Below are 14,630 nucleotides of genomic sequence, written 5' to 3' on the forward strand. Positions count from 1 at the left end.
CGGCCAGCGGCCGGCACGACCTGTCTTATTCCAGCAGGTCCCGCACCCGGTAGCTGCCCGCCGCCCGGCCCTGCAGCTGGCGAGCGGCAAACAGCGCCCCGCGGGCAAAGATGTCGCGGTTGCTGGCCCGGTGCACCAGCTCGATGCGCTCGCCCAGGCCGGTGAACTGCACCAGATGCTCGCCGACGATGTCACCGGCGCGCAGGCTGGCGTACTGCGGCTCGGCTCCGCCCCGCTGCGCCGCGGCGCCCAGAGTCAACGCCGTGCCCGAGGGCGCGTCCTTCTTCTGCGTATGGTGCGACTCTACGATGTCGCAGTTCCAGCCAGCCAGCGCCTGCGCAGCGCGCTCCACCAGCTCATCCAGTACCGCCACGCCCAGGCTGAAGTTCGATGCCCACACCAGCGGTATCTTCACCGCCGCCGCCTCCAGCGCCTGCCGCTGCGCAGTGGAAATGCCGGTGGTGCCCGACACCAGGCCTGCGCCGCGCTCCACGCACAGTGCCAGCAGTGCGTCGAAGCCCTCTGGAAGGCTGAAGTCGATCGCCACGTCGAACACCGGCGCCCCCGGCAACTCGCTGGCAGCGAAGAACGGCACACCATCGATCACCCGCTGGGCCGGCGCGCGGCCGGTCACCGCAGCGACGATCTGCAGGGATTCAGGGTGTTCGGCGGCCAGCCGCAACAGGGCCTGGCCCATGCGCCCGGAGGCGCCGTGAATAAGCAATCGCAGGGGAGTCTGGTTCATGCATGCAGGCTAGCGGCAGCACGCATGCTCCGGCAAGCGCTGTCGCTGCGACGCTGCGTGCGCTTCTGCCGTGGACTGCCTGGCCATCATGCAGATCACGGCCTGGCCAGCGAACGGTAGATCCACGCCATGCGTGGATGAAGATCCAGGGCCTGCGAACCAGGGCCTGCACCCACCAACGCGGCTCAGGCCCTGCCCTAGTGCTGCTTCGGCGACGTCGGCCCGCAGCTGTCACAGCCCCCGCACGCGCCGCCGCCACCAGTGGCCGGCGGCGCGATCTTCCGGCCCAGCGTCTGCAGCCAGGCCGCGCGGCCCGGCTTCAGCAGCGCCAACGCAAGCGCACCGCGCAGCTTGCGCACGGTGCCGGGCGCCTGCTTTTTCAGCACGACCCATGCACTGACCAGCACGGCCACCGCGATGATCAGGTACTGGATCAGCAGACCGGCGTCCATCAGCCGCCTCCCAGCGCCACGGTCACCTGGTAGGTGATCAGCGCCGCCACGTAGGCTGCGGCAAACAGGTAGAGCGCGGAGAAGCCCATCGTCTTCCACGAGTTGGTCTCGCGCTTGATGGTGGCCAGGGTGGAGATGCACATCGGCGCGTAGATGAACCACACCAGCAGCGCCAGGCCCGTGGCCAGCGACCAGCCATCAGCCACCACCGGCGACAACGCGGAGATCGCCGCATCGTCATCGGCAGCCGACAGCGCATACACCGTGGCCAGCGACGACACAGCGACTTCGCGTGCGGCCAGCCCCGGGATCAGCGCGATGCAGATCTGCCAGTTGAAGCCCAGCGGCGCAAAGATTGCCGTCATCGCATGGCCGATCTGGCCGGCATAGCTGTAGTCGATGGCCGGCATCGTCGCGTCGGCGGGTGCACCCGGGAACGACAGCAGGAACCACAGCAGGATGGTCAGCGCCAGGATGATGCCGCCGACGCGCCTGAGGAAGATCATGCCGCGCTCGTACAGGCCGACGGCGAGGTCACGCGGATGCGGAATGCGGTACGACGGCAGCTCCAGCATCAGCGGGTGCTCGCTCTTGTCGCGGCGCCACTTCTTCATCACCCACGACATCACCAGCGCGCTGAGGATGCCGGCCACGTACAGGCCAAACAGCACCAGACCCTGCTGGTTGAAGATGCCGATCTTGCCGGCCGGAATGAACGCGCCGATCAACAGTGCATAGACCGGCAGCCGCGCCGAGCAGGTCATCAGCGGTGCCACCAGGATCGTGGCCAGGCGGTCACGCGGGTCCTGGATGCTGCGGGTGGCCATGATGCCCGGCACCGCGCAGGCGAAGCTGGACAGCAACGGGATGAACGAGCGGCCGGACAGGCCCGCCGCCGCCATCATCCGGTCCAGCAGGAACGCAGCGCGCGGCAGGTAACCGGACTCCTCCAGCGCCAGGATGAAGGCGAACAGGATCAGGATCTGCGGCAGGAACACCACCACGCCACCCAGACCGGCGATGATGCCGTCGGTCAGCAGACTGGTCAGCGGGCCGGCCGGCAACACGCTGGCGGCCAGTTCACCGAGCCAGGCGAAGCCGGCCTCGATGCCATCCATCAGCGGCGTGGCCCAGGCGAACACCGCCTGGAAGATCAGGAACATCACCACGACCAGGGTGATCAGGCCGAACACCGGATGCAGCAGCCAGCGGTCGAGCGTGTCGTCGATCTTCGCCGTCCGCGCCGGCATCCGCACCGCGGCGGCCAGAATGGCGCGCACCTGTGCGTGGTAGTCCGCGCTGCCGTCAACACCGGCCAGCGGCGCGTCCAGATGCGGCACCATGGTGTCCAGGCGCTCCACCAGCGCACGTGCGCCCTGCTTGCGTACCGCCACGGTTTCCACCACCGGCACGCCGATCTCGCGCTCCAGCGCGGCAACGTCGATCTGGATGCCGCGACGCTGCGCGGCGTCCACCATGTTCAGGGCGATGATCATCGGCTTGCCCAGCTCGCGCAGTTCCAGCGCGAAACGCAGGTGCAGGCGCAGGTTGGTGGCGTCGATCACGCACAACAGAACGTCCGGTGCGGCCTCACCCGGGTAGAAACCCCGGCACAGGTCGCGGGTGATCGCCTCATCAAGGCTGGCCGGATGCAGGCTGTAGGCGCCCGGCAGGTCAAGCACGGCGAACTCGCGGCCGGACGGGGCGCGGAGGCGGCCTTCCTTGCGCTCGACAGTCACGCCGGTGTAGTTGGCGACCTTCTGCCGGCTGCCGGTGAGCTGGTTGAACAGGGCCGTCTTGCCGCTGTTGGGGTTGCCGACCAGCGCGATGCGCAGCGGTGCGGCGGTTGCGGTGGCGCTCATGCACGTCGCTCCTGGCTGGCCGGGTCGATGACCACGCGCCGGGCCTCACTGATACGCAGCGCGAAACGGGTGAACCCGACCTGCACCAGCAGCGGCTCACCGCCGACCGGACCTCGCGCCACCAGGCGCACTTCCTCACCCTTGACGAAGCCCAGCTCGCGCAGGCGCCGGGCGATGGCATCGTTGGCATGCAGGTCCTGCACGGAATCGACCACGGCCGAGGCGTGCAGGGGCAGTTCGGACAGCGTCATCTAGCGTGTTCTCTGCTGGATGTAAATGGTTCTCGATTCTAACATTCCCGCGTCGCGTCATGGCCCATGACCAATGGCCCGCTATGATCCATACAGGTATGGAGCAACCCCGGAATCCCATGAACGATGCTTTGCAGATCGAGCGCACTGGCGCTGTCCTGACCCTCTGGCTGAACCGGCCGGAGCTGCACAACGCCTTCGATGCCGGGCTGATCGCCCGGCTGACGGCGGCCCTGGAAGCCGCCGGCCGCGATGACAGTGTGCGCACGGTGGTGGTGGCCGGTCACGGCGCCTCCTTCTCCGCCGGTGCCGACATGCAGTGGATGCGCGGCATGGCCACGGCCAGCGAGGCGGACAATCGCGAGGACGCCCTGGCCCTTGCCCGGCTGATGCGCACCCTGGACGAGCTGCCCAAGCCGACCCTGGCACGGGTCCACGGTGCTGCCTTCGGTGGCGGGGTCGGCCTGGTGGCCTGCTGCGATATCGCCATCGCCACCAGCGCTGCCCGCTTCGGCCTGACCGAAAGCCGCCTGGGCCTGCTGCCGGCGGTGATCTCGCCCTATGTGATCGAGGCCATCGGCAGCCGCCAGGCCCGCCGCTGGTTCGCCACCGGCGAGCACTTCGACGCCGACACTGCCCTGCGCATCGGCCTGATCCACCAGTTGGTGGAACCCGAGCGCCTGGACGAAGCCCTGCAGCGGCAGCTGGCCCTGCTCGACAAGGCCGGGCCGATCGCCTCGGCCTCGGCCAAGCTGCTGGTCCGGCAGGTCCGCGACAGCCGCGACCGCGACAGCCTGGACCGGGACAATGCTGCGCTGATCGCCCGCCTGCGGGTGTCTGCCGAGGGCCAGGAAGGTCTGGGCGCGTTCCTCGACAAGCGCGCGCCGCACTGGGTCACGGAGGCCTGACATGCTCGACCATATCGGATTGAACAGCGGCGATCTGCCGCGCAGCAAGGCCTTCTTCCTGCAGGCGCTGGCGCCGTTGCAGATCGGCCTGGTGATGGAGGTCAGCGCCGAACAGACCGGCGCCCACGACCACGTGGGTTTCGGCAACCATGGCAAGCCGTTCTTCTGGCTGGGCAATGCGGCACCCCTCAGCCAGGGTGTGCACGTCGCTTTCGTCTGCGGCGAACGCGCCCAGGTTGATGCGTTCCACGCCGCCGCCCTGGCCGCAGGTGGCCGCGACAACGGGGCGCCCGGCCTGCGCCCGTGGTATCACCCGGACTACTACGCCGCCTTCGTGATCGACCCCGATGGCAACAACATCGAGGCGGTCTGCCACCTGCCCGGGTAGGCCCTGCCGCCACAACCAGGCGCAGGCGTGGCCGCTTGTGCGACCCGCCTGCGTATCTCATCTGGCAGCCCGGCGAAGACCGGGCCGCCCCCGTTTCCCAGGAACCGCCGTGACCCCAGTCGATCCCATCCGCCTTGCCCGTCCCGCCTCGCCTGCCGTGGGGGTGCCGCGATGAGCGATTTCGTCCGCATCGTCGAAGTCGGCCCCCGCGATGGGCTGCAGAACGAAAAGCAGGCCGTGGCCACCGCCGACAAGATCGCCCTGATTGATCGTCTGTCGGCCACCGGCCTGTGCACCATCGAGGCAACCAGCTTCGTCAGCCCACGCTGGGTGCCGCAGTTGGCCGACGCGGCCGAGGTCTATGCCGGTATCCAGCGCCGCGCGGGCATCGCCTATCCGGTACTGGTGCCGAACGAACAGGGCTACGACCGTGCGCGCGCCGTCGGCGTGCAGGAAATCGCGGTATTCACGGCTGCATCGGAAGCCTTCAACCGCACCAACACCAACGCCGGCATCGATGAATCGCTGGCCCGCTTCGAGCCTGTCCTGCGCCGTGCAGCGGCCGATGGCGTGCGCGTACGTGGCTACGTCTCCACCGTGCTCGGCTGCCCGTACCAGGGCCAGGTGCCACTGACCGATGTTGTGCGTGTAGCCCGGGCACTGCACGAGATGGGGTGTTACGAAATCTCGCTGGGCGACACCATCGGCGTTGGTACGCCGCGCAAGGCCCGCGCGATGCTGCAGGCGGTGGCTGCCGAGATCCCGATGAGCGCACTGGCCGTGCACTTCCACGACACTTACGGCCAGGCCATCGCCAACATCGCGGCCTGCCTGGAAGAAGGCGTGCGCGTGGTGGACAGCGCCGTGTCCGGCGCTGGCGGCTGCCCATACGCCAAGGGCGCCAGCGGCAACGTGGCCAGCGAGGACGTGGTGTACCTGCTGCAGGGACTGGGCCTGGAATGCGGTGTCGACCTGCCATTGCTGGCCGAGACTGGTCGCTGGCTTGCCGGGCTGCTCGGCCGTGCTACCGCCAGCCGCGTCGGGCAGGCGCTGGCGGCGACATGAACGACAGCGGCCCGCGCGACCGTTCGGCCATCGGCGATGCATCCGCCGCAACCGACAACGCGCTGGCCGCCCTGGATGCCGCGCTGGCCGCCTCACCGCCGCCGGCCCAGGCCAGACTGCTGCGCCAGGCCCGACAAGCGCTGGCCGATGCGCAGCAGCGCGAGCTGGATACGCAGGCCCGCTACGCCGCGCTGTTCGACGCGGTGCCCGACCCGGTCAGCATCCTCAGCGCCGAAGGCGTGGTGCTGGACGTCAACCGTGCCGGCATCGTCGCCTACGATCGCCCGCGCGAAGACATCGTCGGCCAGCCCATCGAGCTGCTCAACCCGGACCTGCCCAGCGACCACCTGCAGCCGGTGTGGGAAGCGCTGAACCGCGGCGACACCTACGTCATCGAAGTGACCAACATGCGCGGCGATGGCAGCCGCTTTCCGGTGGAAGTGCACTCGGCCGGCTTCCAGGACCGTGGCCAGCCCTGCATCGTCGCCGTCGCCCGTGACCTGAGCGGACGCTGGCGCGCAGAGTCCCGCTATCGCCTGTTGATGGAGTCGATCGACAAGGGCGTGATCCTGTTCGACCGTGATCTGCGCGTTCTGTCCGCCAATCCCGCAGCGCACCGCATCCTCGGCCTCACCGGTGGTGGCGTGGGCTTGAATGCGATGCTCGATCCCGACGCCTGGATCATCGTCGACGAACACGGCCATCCATTGACCCAGTCACAGTGGCCGACCAGCCGCTGCTTCCAGGCCGGGCGGGTGATCCGCAGCACCATCATCGGCCTGTACCACCGCCCACGCGGACGCATGCTGTGGTTGTCCACCACCAACGTGCCGGTGTTCGGCAACGGCTGCGACCAGGCCGACCATGTCTATGCAATGTTCAGTGACATCACCGAACTGAAGCGCAACAACACCCTGTTCGCGCGCGCGCAGTCACTGGCCCACATCGGCGGCTGGGAGTGGGATCGCGGGCTGCAGCGCCTGTACCTCACCGATGAGGCGCGGCGCATCGTCGGCCAGCCGGCCGACATGGAGGACATGCCGGACCTGCTGGACTGCCTGCGCAGCGACGATCGCGCCGCCCTGCAGCAGGCGCTGGCCGACACCATCGAACACCGCAGCAGCTTCGGCCTGGAACTGCAGGGCCAGCGCCGCGATGGCCACTCGTTCTGGATCCGGATGATCGGCGAGGTATCGGCCGGCGATGTCGATGCCGCGCGCATCACTGGCACCGTGCAGGACATCACCGAGCGCAAGCAGGCCGAGGAAACCCTGCGCGTGCAGGCCCGCACCGACCCACTCACCGGGATCATGAACCGCGATGCGGTGCTGAGCGACCTCGGCGTGCGCATGGACAGCCCCAGCCACGACCGCGTGGCGGTGCTGTACATCGACCTGGACCGCTTCAAGGTGGTCAACGACCTGCTCGGCCACAATGCCGGTGACGAACTGTTGATCGAAGCGACCCGGCGCATCGCCACCGCGATCGGCACCGAAGGCCTGCTTGCACGCTTTGGCGGCGACGAGTTCCTGGTGATCTGCGACCTGCGCGACCAGCCGGACCAGGCCGAACAGCTGGCCGAGCGCATCACCGCCGCCTTCTCGGCGCCATTCCAGCTGGGCAGCGACGAGTTCCCGGTCACCGCCAGCATCGGCATCGCCCGCGCACCGCGCGATGGCGACCGGCCGCAGCAGCTGATCCAGAACGCCGACACCGCGATGTACGAATGCAAACGACGTACCCGCAACGGCTGGCAGGTGTTCTCCCCGGAACTGGCACAACGCCAGCATGACCGCCTGCAGATCGAGAGCCGGCTGCACAAGGCCCTGGATGGCGACGAGTTCCATCTGGTCTACCAGCCACAGGTCAACCTGCGCAGCGGCGCCACCATCGCCTGCGAAGCCTTGATCCGCTGGCACAACACCCAGCTGGGGCCGATGCGGCCGGACCTGTTCATCCGCCATGCCGAGCACACCGGCGACATCGTACGCATCGGCCAATGGGCGCTGCGCGAAGCCTGCCGCCAGGTTCGGCAATGGCAGGACGACGGGCTTGGCCTGGTGCGGGTGGCCGTCAATGTTTCCTGGCGCCAGTTCGTCGGCGAGGATCTTGCGCGCTGGGTGCGGCAGGTGCTGGACGAGTTCGGCCTGCCCGGCAGCGTGCTGGAGCTGGAGTTCACCGAGCGGGTGCTGATAGAGGACGCGCCGGACACCCTGCGCACCTTCGCCCGCCTGCGCGAGATGGGGGTGATGCTGACCATCGACGACTTCGGCGAAGGCTACAGCGCGCTGAATTACCTGCGCCGGCTGCCCATCCATGGGCTGAAACTGAGCCAGTTGTTCGTCGAAGGCATCCCCCGCAACCGCTCCGATGTGGCGGTCTGCGAGGCGGTCTGCGCGATTGCCCGCAGCCTCGGCCTGGGCGTGGTCGCCGAGGGCGTCGAAACCGAGCCGCAACGGCAGTGCCTGCTCGACCTGGGCGTGACCGTCGGCCAGGGCTTCCTGTTCGCCCACGGCCTGCCCGCCGCGGACTTCGAGCGTCGATTGCGCCGCGCCCGAGAACTGGGTTGAAGCCGGCGGCGCAGTGCACAACGGCGGCTGCCGCCGCTTCCGTTAGAATCGGCGGTTCTTGAACCTGCAGGACCGTGCAATGCAGCTGTCTTCCGTACGTGCCGTGATCACTGGCGGCGTCTCCGGCCTCGGCCTGGCCGTGGCCCAGCACCTGGTTGCCCAGGGCGGCAAGGTCGCCCTGTTCGACCTCAACGACGCCAAGGGCGCGGCGGCCGTCGCTGAGCTGGGGCAGGACAACGCCCGCTATTTCAACGTCAACGTCAGCGATGAAGCGTCCGTGTCGGCGGCCATCGACCAGGCCTGCGATTTCCTCGGCGGCCTCAACGTCGCCATGAACTGTGCCGGCATCCTCGGTGCCGGCCGTGTGCTGGGCAAGGAAGGTCCGATGCCGCTGGCCGGGTTCCAGGGCACGGTGATGGTCAACCTGGTCGGCAGCTTCAATGTCGCCAAGGCCGCCGCCAACCGCATGCAGCACAACGAAGCCGGCGTGGACGGCGAGCGCGGCGTCATCATCAACACCGCCAGCGTTGCCGCTTACGAAGGGCAGATCGGCCAGGCCGCCTACTCCGCCTCCAAGGGTGGCGTGGTGGCGATGACCCTGCCGATGGCCCGCGAGCTCTCGCGCTTCGGCATCCGCGTCAACACCATCGCGCCGGGCGTGTTCTGGACGCCGATGGTCGATGGCATGCCCGAAGCCGTGCAGGAATCGCTGGCCGCGTCGATCCCGTTCCCGTCGCGCCTGGGCAAGCCGGAAGACTTCGCCAGCCTGGTCGGCCACATCCTCGGCAACACCTATATCAACGGCGAGACCATCCGCCTGGACGGCGCCACCCGGCTCGCTCCGAAGTGATTCCCCCCGGGCGCCGGGACGGCGCCCTCCCCCAACGACCAACATCATCATGAAAGCCAACGACATCAAGAAGGGCAACGTCGTCGAGTTCAACAACGGCGTCTACCAGATCCGCGACATCGAGCGCAGCTCGCCGCAGGGTCGCGGCGGCAACGTCCGCTTCCGCTTCATCATGTACAGCGTGCCGGGCGGCAACAAGCTCGACGCCAGCTTCGATGCCGACGACAACCTGGTCGAAGTCGAACTGCTGCGCCGCCAGTCCACCTACTCCTACAAGGACGGCGATGCGTTCGTGTTCCTCGACGACGAGGACTACACCCCCTACACCCTGGACGCGGACGTGATCGGCGATGATGCCGGCTACATCACCGACGGCCTGACCGGCATCTACGTGCAGGTGATCGACGAGCAGCCGGTGGCCATCCAGCTGCCGGCCTCGGTGGTGCTGGAAGTGATCGAGACCCCGCCGGAACTGAAGGGCGGCACCGCCACCAAGCGCCCGAAGCCGGCCAAGCTCAACACCGGCATCGAGATCATGGTGCCGGAGTACATCGTCAACGGCGAGCGTGTGCTGGTAAACACCGCCACCGGCGAATTTGCCGGCCGTGCCGATTAAGCGCGCGGCGCTGATTGCCTGCCTGTCCCTGCTTGCGGCGTGCTCGCCGCAGGCAGCGGACAGCACCGGTGAGGTCGCGGCAGACGCGGTGACGCAGCCCGCCGTTGCGGACAGCGCTGCCGCTGCGGTTGCACCGGCTGCGGATGAAGCAGATGCTGCGGCCACGCTGGCGGGCACCCTCGACGAGGACCAACAGGCGCGGGCCGCGGCCGGTTGCAGCGTCCCCGACGACGTCGCTTTCCTGCAGGACATCCGCATCTACTGCGACATGCCCGCCGATGTGCAGGCCTTCATCGTACGGGAGAACAGCTGCGAGCATTTTGCCGGCGAAGAACCCTACGACGACGCCCGTCGCCGCGAGCTGGAGGCCGCTGCTGCCAGGTTCTGCGACGGTCGAGAGAAGATCTTTGCCGACCTGGTGGCCCGCCATCGCGACGACTGCGCGATCAGGCAGGCGTTGATCGGTGTGAACCTGCGCTACGACCTGTCTCCCGGTCTGGACCTGAAGCCCTGCGAGGGCTGACGCAAAAAATGGGGACGGAGGGGATTACGTCGTTCCTGGCACAAACGACGTAATCCCCTCCGTCCCCATTTTCTTATTTGCCGCCGAAGTTGCCGCAGCCGTGGTACTGGCGCGTGCCCACGGTCAGCATCGCCTTGGCCTCGAACGCTTCCCCGCTCATGTCGTCCTGGCAGGTGGTGCGCTGGAAGCTCAGTTTGATGTCGGTGCCATCGGCCGCCTTGCCAACCCAGCCGTCCGCGCCCTCGGTCGGCTTTGCGACCGTGAAGCGGCGCTCGCCGTAGTCGACCTCCACCTGCAGGCCCGGCGCATCACCGTCGACGACGGCCAGCCAGCCCGGCTCGTTGCCGGTGGCACGGAACGCGGCGTTGCCGGCACTTCCATCGCCCTCCGTCGCTTCCACCGCACCACACTCACGGTCCGTCTCGCCCTTCAGGCTGAGCAGCGCTTCATCGCTGCCGCGGGTCCAGAAGCTGTTGCCCTTGCCATCGGCATATTTCGCTCCGGAGGCCGCGCGTTCGGAGGACATCGCGAAACTGCGCTCGCCGATCACAACCGTCGCTGCGTCTTCGCCGTTGAAGGTCGCGCGCACGTCGAGGTCGCCGCAGCGATAGAGGGTTTCGTTGCCGCCGCCATCAACGGCAGCGGTCATCGGTGCCGGTGCCGGCTCTGCCGTCGCGGTCGCATCGGCTGCGCCACTGGAAGCCGGCGCCTGCGCCGGTTGACACGCACTCAACACAAAGCCGAGGGAGGCAGCCAACAGACTGGGAACTACACGCATGGCTCGACTCCTTGTCGAAACTACAGAGACATTCGACCCTACCACCTGTGCCCAAACGGAGCCTGAAAGCTGCATGACCGCGTTCAGCCTGCCAGCACCGTCATCGACAGCAGCTGTGCGCCGCCGGCACCGGAACAGCTTGTCCAGACACGCAGCAGGCGCAATCGCCGTACGTGTTCGCGCCCCAGCCAATGCACATGCAGCTGAACATCGCCGGACAACAACGCCAAGCGTCCACACAGCAGCGTTTCCACCGCGTGCACCTGCAGCGCGTGAATCTGCAGATGCCCTTGCCGCCAATCCTGCATCCAGGGCAGATCGAGCATCCGGCCGCCCTGCCCGTCCATCATGAACAACATCGGTGACAGCAGCGCAGTGGCTGCGCCATGGTCGCCGTCCAGCAGCGCATCCCGCAGCTGCTGTTCCAATACGCGCAGCTGCGCCTCGTACAGGCCCTCAGGGCTCCTGTTTTCCATCCACCTGCTTTCCATCCACGCTTCCTCCCGGCGTCGGCCGGCGTCGGCGCAGGCGCTGCGCAAGCCACTGCTGCGCCCCCTGCACCACCACATAGAACACCGGCACGAAGAACACGGCCAGCACGGTCGCACTGACCATGCCGCCAAACACGCCGGTACCGATGGCCTGTTGCGTTTCCTTTGAAGCCCCCTGCGCCAGCATCAGCGGCACCACGCCCAGCGCGAACGCCAGCGAGGTCATGACGATCGGCCGCAGTCGCAGGCGTGCCGCTTCGATGGTCGCTTCGACCAGACCGCGTCCCTGCTGTTGCAGCTGGCGGGCGAACTCCACGATCAGGATCGCGTTCTTCGCCGAAAGCCCGATCACCGTGATCATGCCGACCTTGAAGAACACATCATTGGGCATCTCGCGCAGCAGCACCGCAGCAACGGCACCGAGCAGGCCCAATGGCACCACCAGCATCACCGCCAGCGGGATCGACCAGCTCTCGTACAGCGCCGCCAGCACCAGGAACACCACCAGCATCGACAGCAGCAGCAACCACGGCGCCTGGGCCCCGGACTCGCGCTCCTGCAGCGACTGGCTGGTCCACTGCAGGGCGAAGCCCGCAGGCAGCTGTTGCGCAAGACGCTCCATCTCGATCATCGCCTGGCCGGTGGACACCCCGTCTGCGGGTGCGCCGGACAGATTCAATGCCGGGAACCCCAGGTACCGTTGCAGCTGCAGCGGCGCCTCGGTCCACTGCGCGGTGACCAGCTCGGACAGCGCCACCATGCCGCCCTGGCTGTTGCGGACATACAGCTTCAGCACATCCTCCAGCTCCATCCGGTACGGCGCATCGGCCTGCATGATCACCTGCTGCATGCGCCCTCGATTGGGAAAGTCGTTGACGTACTGCGAGCCCATCGCCGCCGAAAGCGTGGCGCTGATGTCGGTGAACGCCACGCCCATCGCTTCGGCCTTGGCGCGATCGATATCCAGGCGCACGTTGCTGCCTGCCGGCAGGCCATCGGCATGCACTTCGGCCAGCAGCGGACTGGCCTCTGCCAGTTTCAGCAACTGCTGCAGGGCAGCCCGCAGTTCGATCTGGCTCTGCCCGGTACGCGCCTGCAGCGCCAACGAGAACCCGGAGGATCGACCAAGGCTGTCGATGGCCGGCGGCATCACGCTCATCACCTCGCCCTCCGGCACCGTCGCCATGGCCTGCTGTGCCGCCTTCACCTCATCCGCTGCGGTGCTGCCGCCGCGCTCACCCCAGTCCTTCAACATGGTGTAGGTCAGTGCCGCGCTCGGACCGGACCCGGAGAAGCTGTAGCCAAGGATGGCCTGGTTGGACGCGATCGCCGGTCGCGAGGCGACATGCTGTTCGTAGGCTTCGACCACCGCCAGCGTGCGCTCGGCTGTGGCTTCGGCCGGCAACTGGATGGAGGTCATGAAATAGCCCTGATCCTCCTCCGGCAGGAACGCACCCGGCAACCAATGCAGGCCGATCAGCAGTGCCACCAGCAAGGCAGCGAACAGGCCCATCACCCGACCGCTGCGTCGCAGCACGGCCGCCACGCCGTGCTGGTAACGCCCGGTCATCCGCTCGAAGCCGCGGTTGAACGCACCGAACACGCCGCCGCGACCATGGTGACCGCGCGTGCCCTGCCGCAGCAGGGTCGCGCAGAGCGCCGGGGTCAGGCTCAGCGCCAGCAGTGCCGAAAACAGAATCGACACCGACATTGCCACGCTGAACTGACGGTAGATCGCACCGACCGAGCCACTGGCCAAAGCCATCGGGATGAACACCGCCGTCAGCACCAGGGTGATGCCGATCACCGCGCCGGTCAGCTCACGCATCGCCTTGATCGTCGCCTCGCGCGGCGGCAAGCCCTCTTCGGCCATGATCCGCTCCACGCCCTCGACCACCACGATCGCATCGTCAACGATGATGCCGATCGCCAGCACCATGCCGAACATGGTCAATACGTTGATCGAGAAGCCCAGCGCCAGCATCACCGCGAAGGTGCCCAGCAGCGCGATCGGCGCGACCAGGGCGGGGATCAGCGTATAACGCCAGTTCTGCAGGAACAGGTACATCACCGCAAAGACCAGCAGCATTGCCTCGACCAGGGTCTGCAGCACCTTCTGGATCGAGACTTTGACGAAGGGCGCGGTATCGAATGGAATGCTGGATTCAACGCCGTGCGGCAGCAGTGGCTGCAGGTCGGCCATGCGTTCGCGCACGGCCGTAGCGGTGCGCACCGCATTCGCACCGGGGCGCAGCTGCACGCCAGCGGCCGTCGCCGGATAGCCATCCTCGCGCGTTCCCCAGGCATAGCTCTGCGCGCCCAGTTCGATGCGGGCGACATCACCCAGCAGCACCCGCGAACCATCGGCACCGGCGCGCAGCACGATCGCCGCGAACTGCTCGGGCGTGGACAGCTGACCTTCGGCACTCAAAGGCACGGTGACGCGTTGGCCGGAAACACCGGGCGAATCACCGATTCGACCCGGCGAGATCTCAAGGTTCTGCTGCTCGATCGCGCTGGCCACGTCACCCATGGTCAGGCCGTAGCCCGTCAGGCGGGTCGGGTCCAGCCAGATCCGCATGGCCTGTTCGGCACCGAACAGCTGCACACGGCCGACGCCATCGATGCGGCGCAGCTCCTCGATGATGTTGCGCGCCATGAAATCGCCCAGCGCCGCCTCGCTGACACTGCCATCGGGCGAGCGCAGACCCACCAGCATCAGGAACCCGGAGTCGGCGGCTTCCACGAAGAGACCATTCTGGCGCACGCTGCGCGGCAGGCGCGGCTCGATTGCCTTGATCCGGTTCTGCACGTCCACCTGCGCCAGCTCAGGATCGGTGCCGGGCTTGAAGGTGGCGGTGATCGACGCTTCGCCGGAGGTGTCCACCGACGATTCGAAGTACAGCAGGTGTTTGACGCTGGACAGCTCGCGCTCGATCAGGCCGACCACCGCATCGTTCAGCGTCTGCGGACTGGCGCCGGGATAGCTGGCATAGATGCTGACGCTGGGCGGTGCGACCGCCGGGTAGCGCTCGACCGCCAGCCGCGGAATGGCCAGCACGCCGGCCAGGATGACGAAGATCGCCAGCACCCAGGCAAATACCGGGCGATCGATGAAGAAACGGGCCATG

14 protein-coding genes are annotated in these 14,630 nt (G+C 67.6%); 7 read left to right on the forward strand and 7 right to left on the reverse strand.

Annotated elements, in window-relative coordinates; genetic code table 11:
• Nucleotides 1–25: 25 nt before the first annotated feature.
• From dapB to HUT07_RS10035, 4 genes are all read right to left on the reverse strand, one after another.
• Complete coding sequence (gene dapB / locus HUT07_RS10020; protein WP_176020817.1) at nucleotides 26–745, reverse strand: 4-hydroxy-tetrahydrodipicolinate reductase; 720 nt, start codon at nucleotides 743–745, stop codon at nucleotides 26–28.
• Between the two features lie 197 nt (nucleotides 746–942).
• On the reverse strand, nucleotides 943–1,197 hold the full coding sequence (locus HUT07_RS10025) for a DUF6587 family protein (protein ID WP_176020818.1): 255 nt from the start codon (nucleotides 1,195–1,197) through the stop codon (nucleotides 943–945).
• Entirely contained in the window at nucleotides 1,197–3,059 is a 1,863-nt protein-coding gene (feoB, locus tag HUT07_RS10030) for a ferrous iron transport protein B (RefSeq protein ID WP_176020819.1), read from the reverse strand. The genes HUT07_RS10025 and feoB overlap by 1 nt, the downstream gene beginning before the upstream one ends.
• Entirely contained in the window at nucleotides 3,056–3,310 is a 255-nt protein-coding gene (locus HUT07_RS10035) for a FeoA family protein (RefSeq protein WP_176020820.1), read from the reverse strand. Before HUT07_RS10035 ends, feoB begins: the two co-directional genes overlap by 4 nt.
• 119 nt (nucleotides 3,311–3,429) lie before the next feature.
• On the opposite strand from HUT07_RS10035, the gene HUT07_RS10040 reads away from it, so the two are divergent.
• From HUT07_RS10040 to HUT07_RS10070, 7 genes are all read left to right on the forward strand, one after another.
• A complete protein-coding gene (locus HUT07_RS10040) occupies nucleotides 3,430–4,218 on the forward strand; it encodes an enoyl-CoA hydratase-related protein (RefSeq protein ID WP_176020821.1) in 789 nt (262 codons plus the stop codon).
• A 1-nt stretch (nucleotide 4,219) separates the two neighbouring features.
• Nucleotides 4,220–4,606, forward strand: a complete 387-nt coding sequence (locus tag HUT07_RS10045) for a VOC family protein (protein WP_108267325.1) — start codon at nucleotides 4,220–4,222, stop codon at nucleotides 4,604–4,606.
• 171 nt (nucleotides 4,607–4,777) lie between these two features.
• The gene (locus HUT07_RS10050) at nucleotides 4,778–5,671 is read left to right on the forward strand and encodes a hydroxymethylglutaryl-CoA lyase (protein WP_176020822.1); all 894 of its coding nucleotides are present in this window, start codon (nucleotides 4,778–4,780) and stop codon (nucleotides 5,669–5,671) included.
• Nucleotides 5,668–8,241: an EAL domain-containing protein gene (locus HUT07_RS10055; RefSeq protein WP_176020823.1), complete on the forward strand. Its 2,574-nt coding sequence runs from the start codon at nucleotides 5,668–5,670 to the stop codon at nucleotides 8,239–8,241. Before HUT07_RS10050 ends, HUT07_RS10055 begins: the two co-directional genes overlap by 4 nt.
• A gap of 79 nt (nucleotides 8,242–8,320) precedes the next feature.
• A complete protein-coding gene (locus tag HUT07_RS10060) occupies nucleotides 8,321–9,091 on the forward strand; it encodes an SDR family NAD(P)-dependent oxidoreductase (RefSeq protein WP_176020824.1) in 771 nt (256 codons plus the stop codon).
• A 49-nt stretch (nucleotides 9,092–9,140) separates the two neighbouring features.
• On the forward strand, nucleotides 9,141–9,707 hold the full coding sequence (gene yeiP, locus HUT07_RS10065) for an elongation factor P-like protein YeiP (RefSeq protein WP_006363947.1): 567 nt from the start codon (nucleotides 9,141–9,143) through the stop codon (nucleotides 9,705–9,707).
• The gene (locus tag HUT07_RS10070; RefSeq protein ID WP_176020825.1) at nucleotides 9,697–10,230 is read left to right on the forward strand and encodes a hypothetical protein; all 534 of its coding nucleotides are present in this window, start codon (nucleotides 9,697–9,699) and stop codon (nucleotides 10,228–10,230) included. Before yeiP ends, HUT07_RS10070 begins: the two co-directional genes overlap by 11 nt.
• A gap of 73 nt (nucleotides 10,231–10,303) precedes the next feature.
• Here HUT07_RS10070 and HUT07_RS10075 read toward each other — a convergent pair whose 3' ends face one another.
• The 3 genes from HUT07_RS10075 to HUT07_RS10085 all read right to left on the reverse strand — a co-directional run bounded on the left by HUT07_RS10075 (nucleotide 10,304) and on the right by HUT07_RS10085 (nucleotide 14,629).
• Nucleotides 10,304–11,008, reverse strand: a complete 705-nt coding sequence (locus HUT07_RS10075; protein ID WP_176020826.1) for an MliC family protein — start codon at nucleotides 11,006–11,008, stop codon at nucleotides 10,304–10,306.
• 83 nt (nucleotides 11,009–11,091) lie between these two features.
• On the reverse strand, nucleotides 11,092–11,484 hold the full coding sequence (locus HUT07_RS10080) for a nuclear transport factor 2 family protein (protein WP_176020827.1): 393 nt from the start codon (nucleotides 11,482–11,484) through the stop codon (nucleotides 11,092–11,094).
• Entirely contained in the window at nucleotides 11,465–14,629 is a 3,165-nt protein-coding gene (locus HUT07_RS10085; protein ID WP_176020828.1) for a multidrug efflux RND transporter permease subunit, read from the reverse strand. Before HUT07_RS10085 ends, HUT07_RS10080 begins: the two co-directional genes overlap by 20 nt.
• Nucleotide 14,630: the final 1 nt, after the last annotated feature.

Source organism: Stenotrophomonas sp. NA06056, from assembly GCF_013364355.1.
GTDB lineage: Bacteria > Pseudomonadota > Gammaproteobacteria > Xanthomonadales > Xanthomonadaceae > Stenotrophomonas.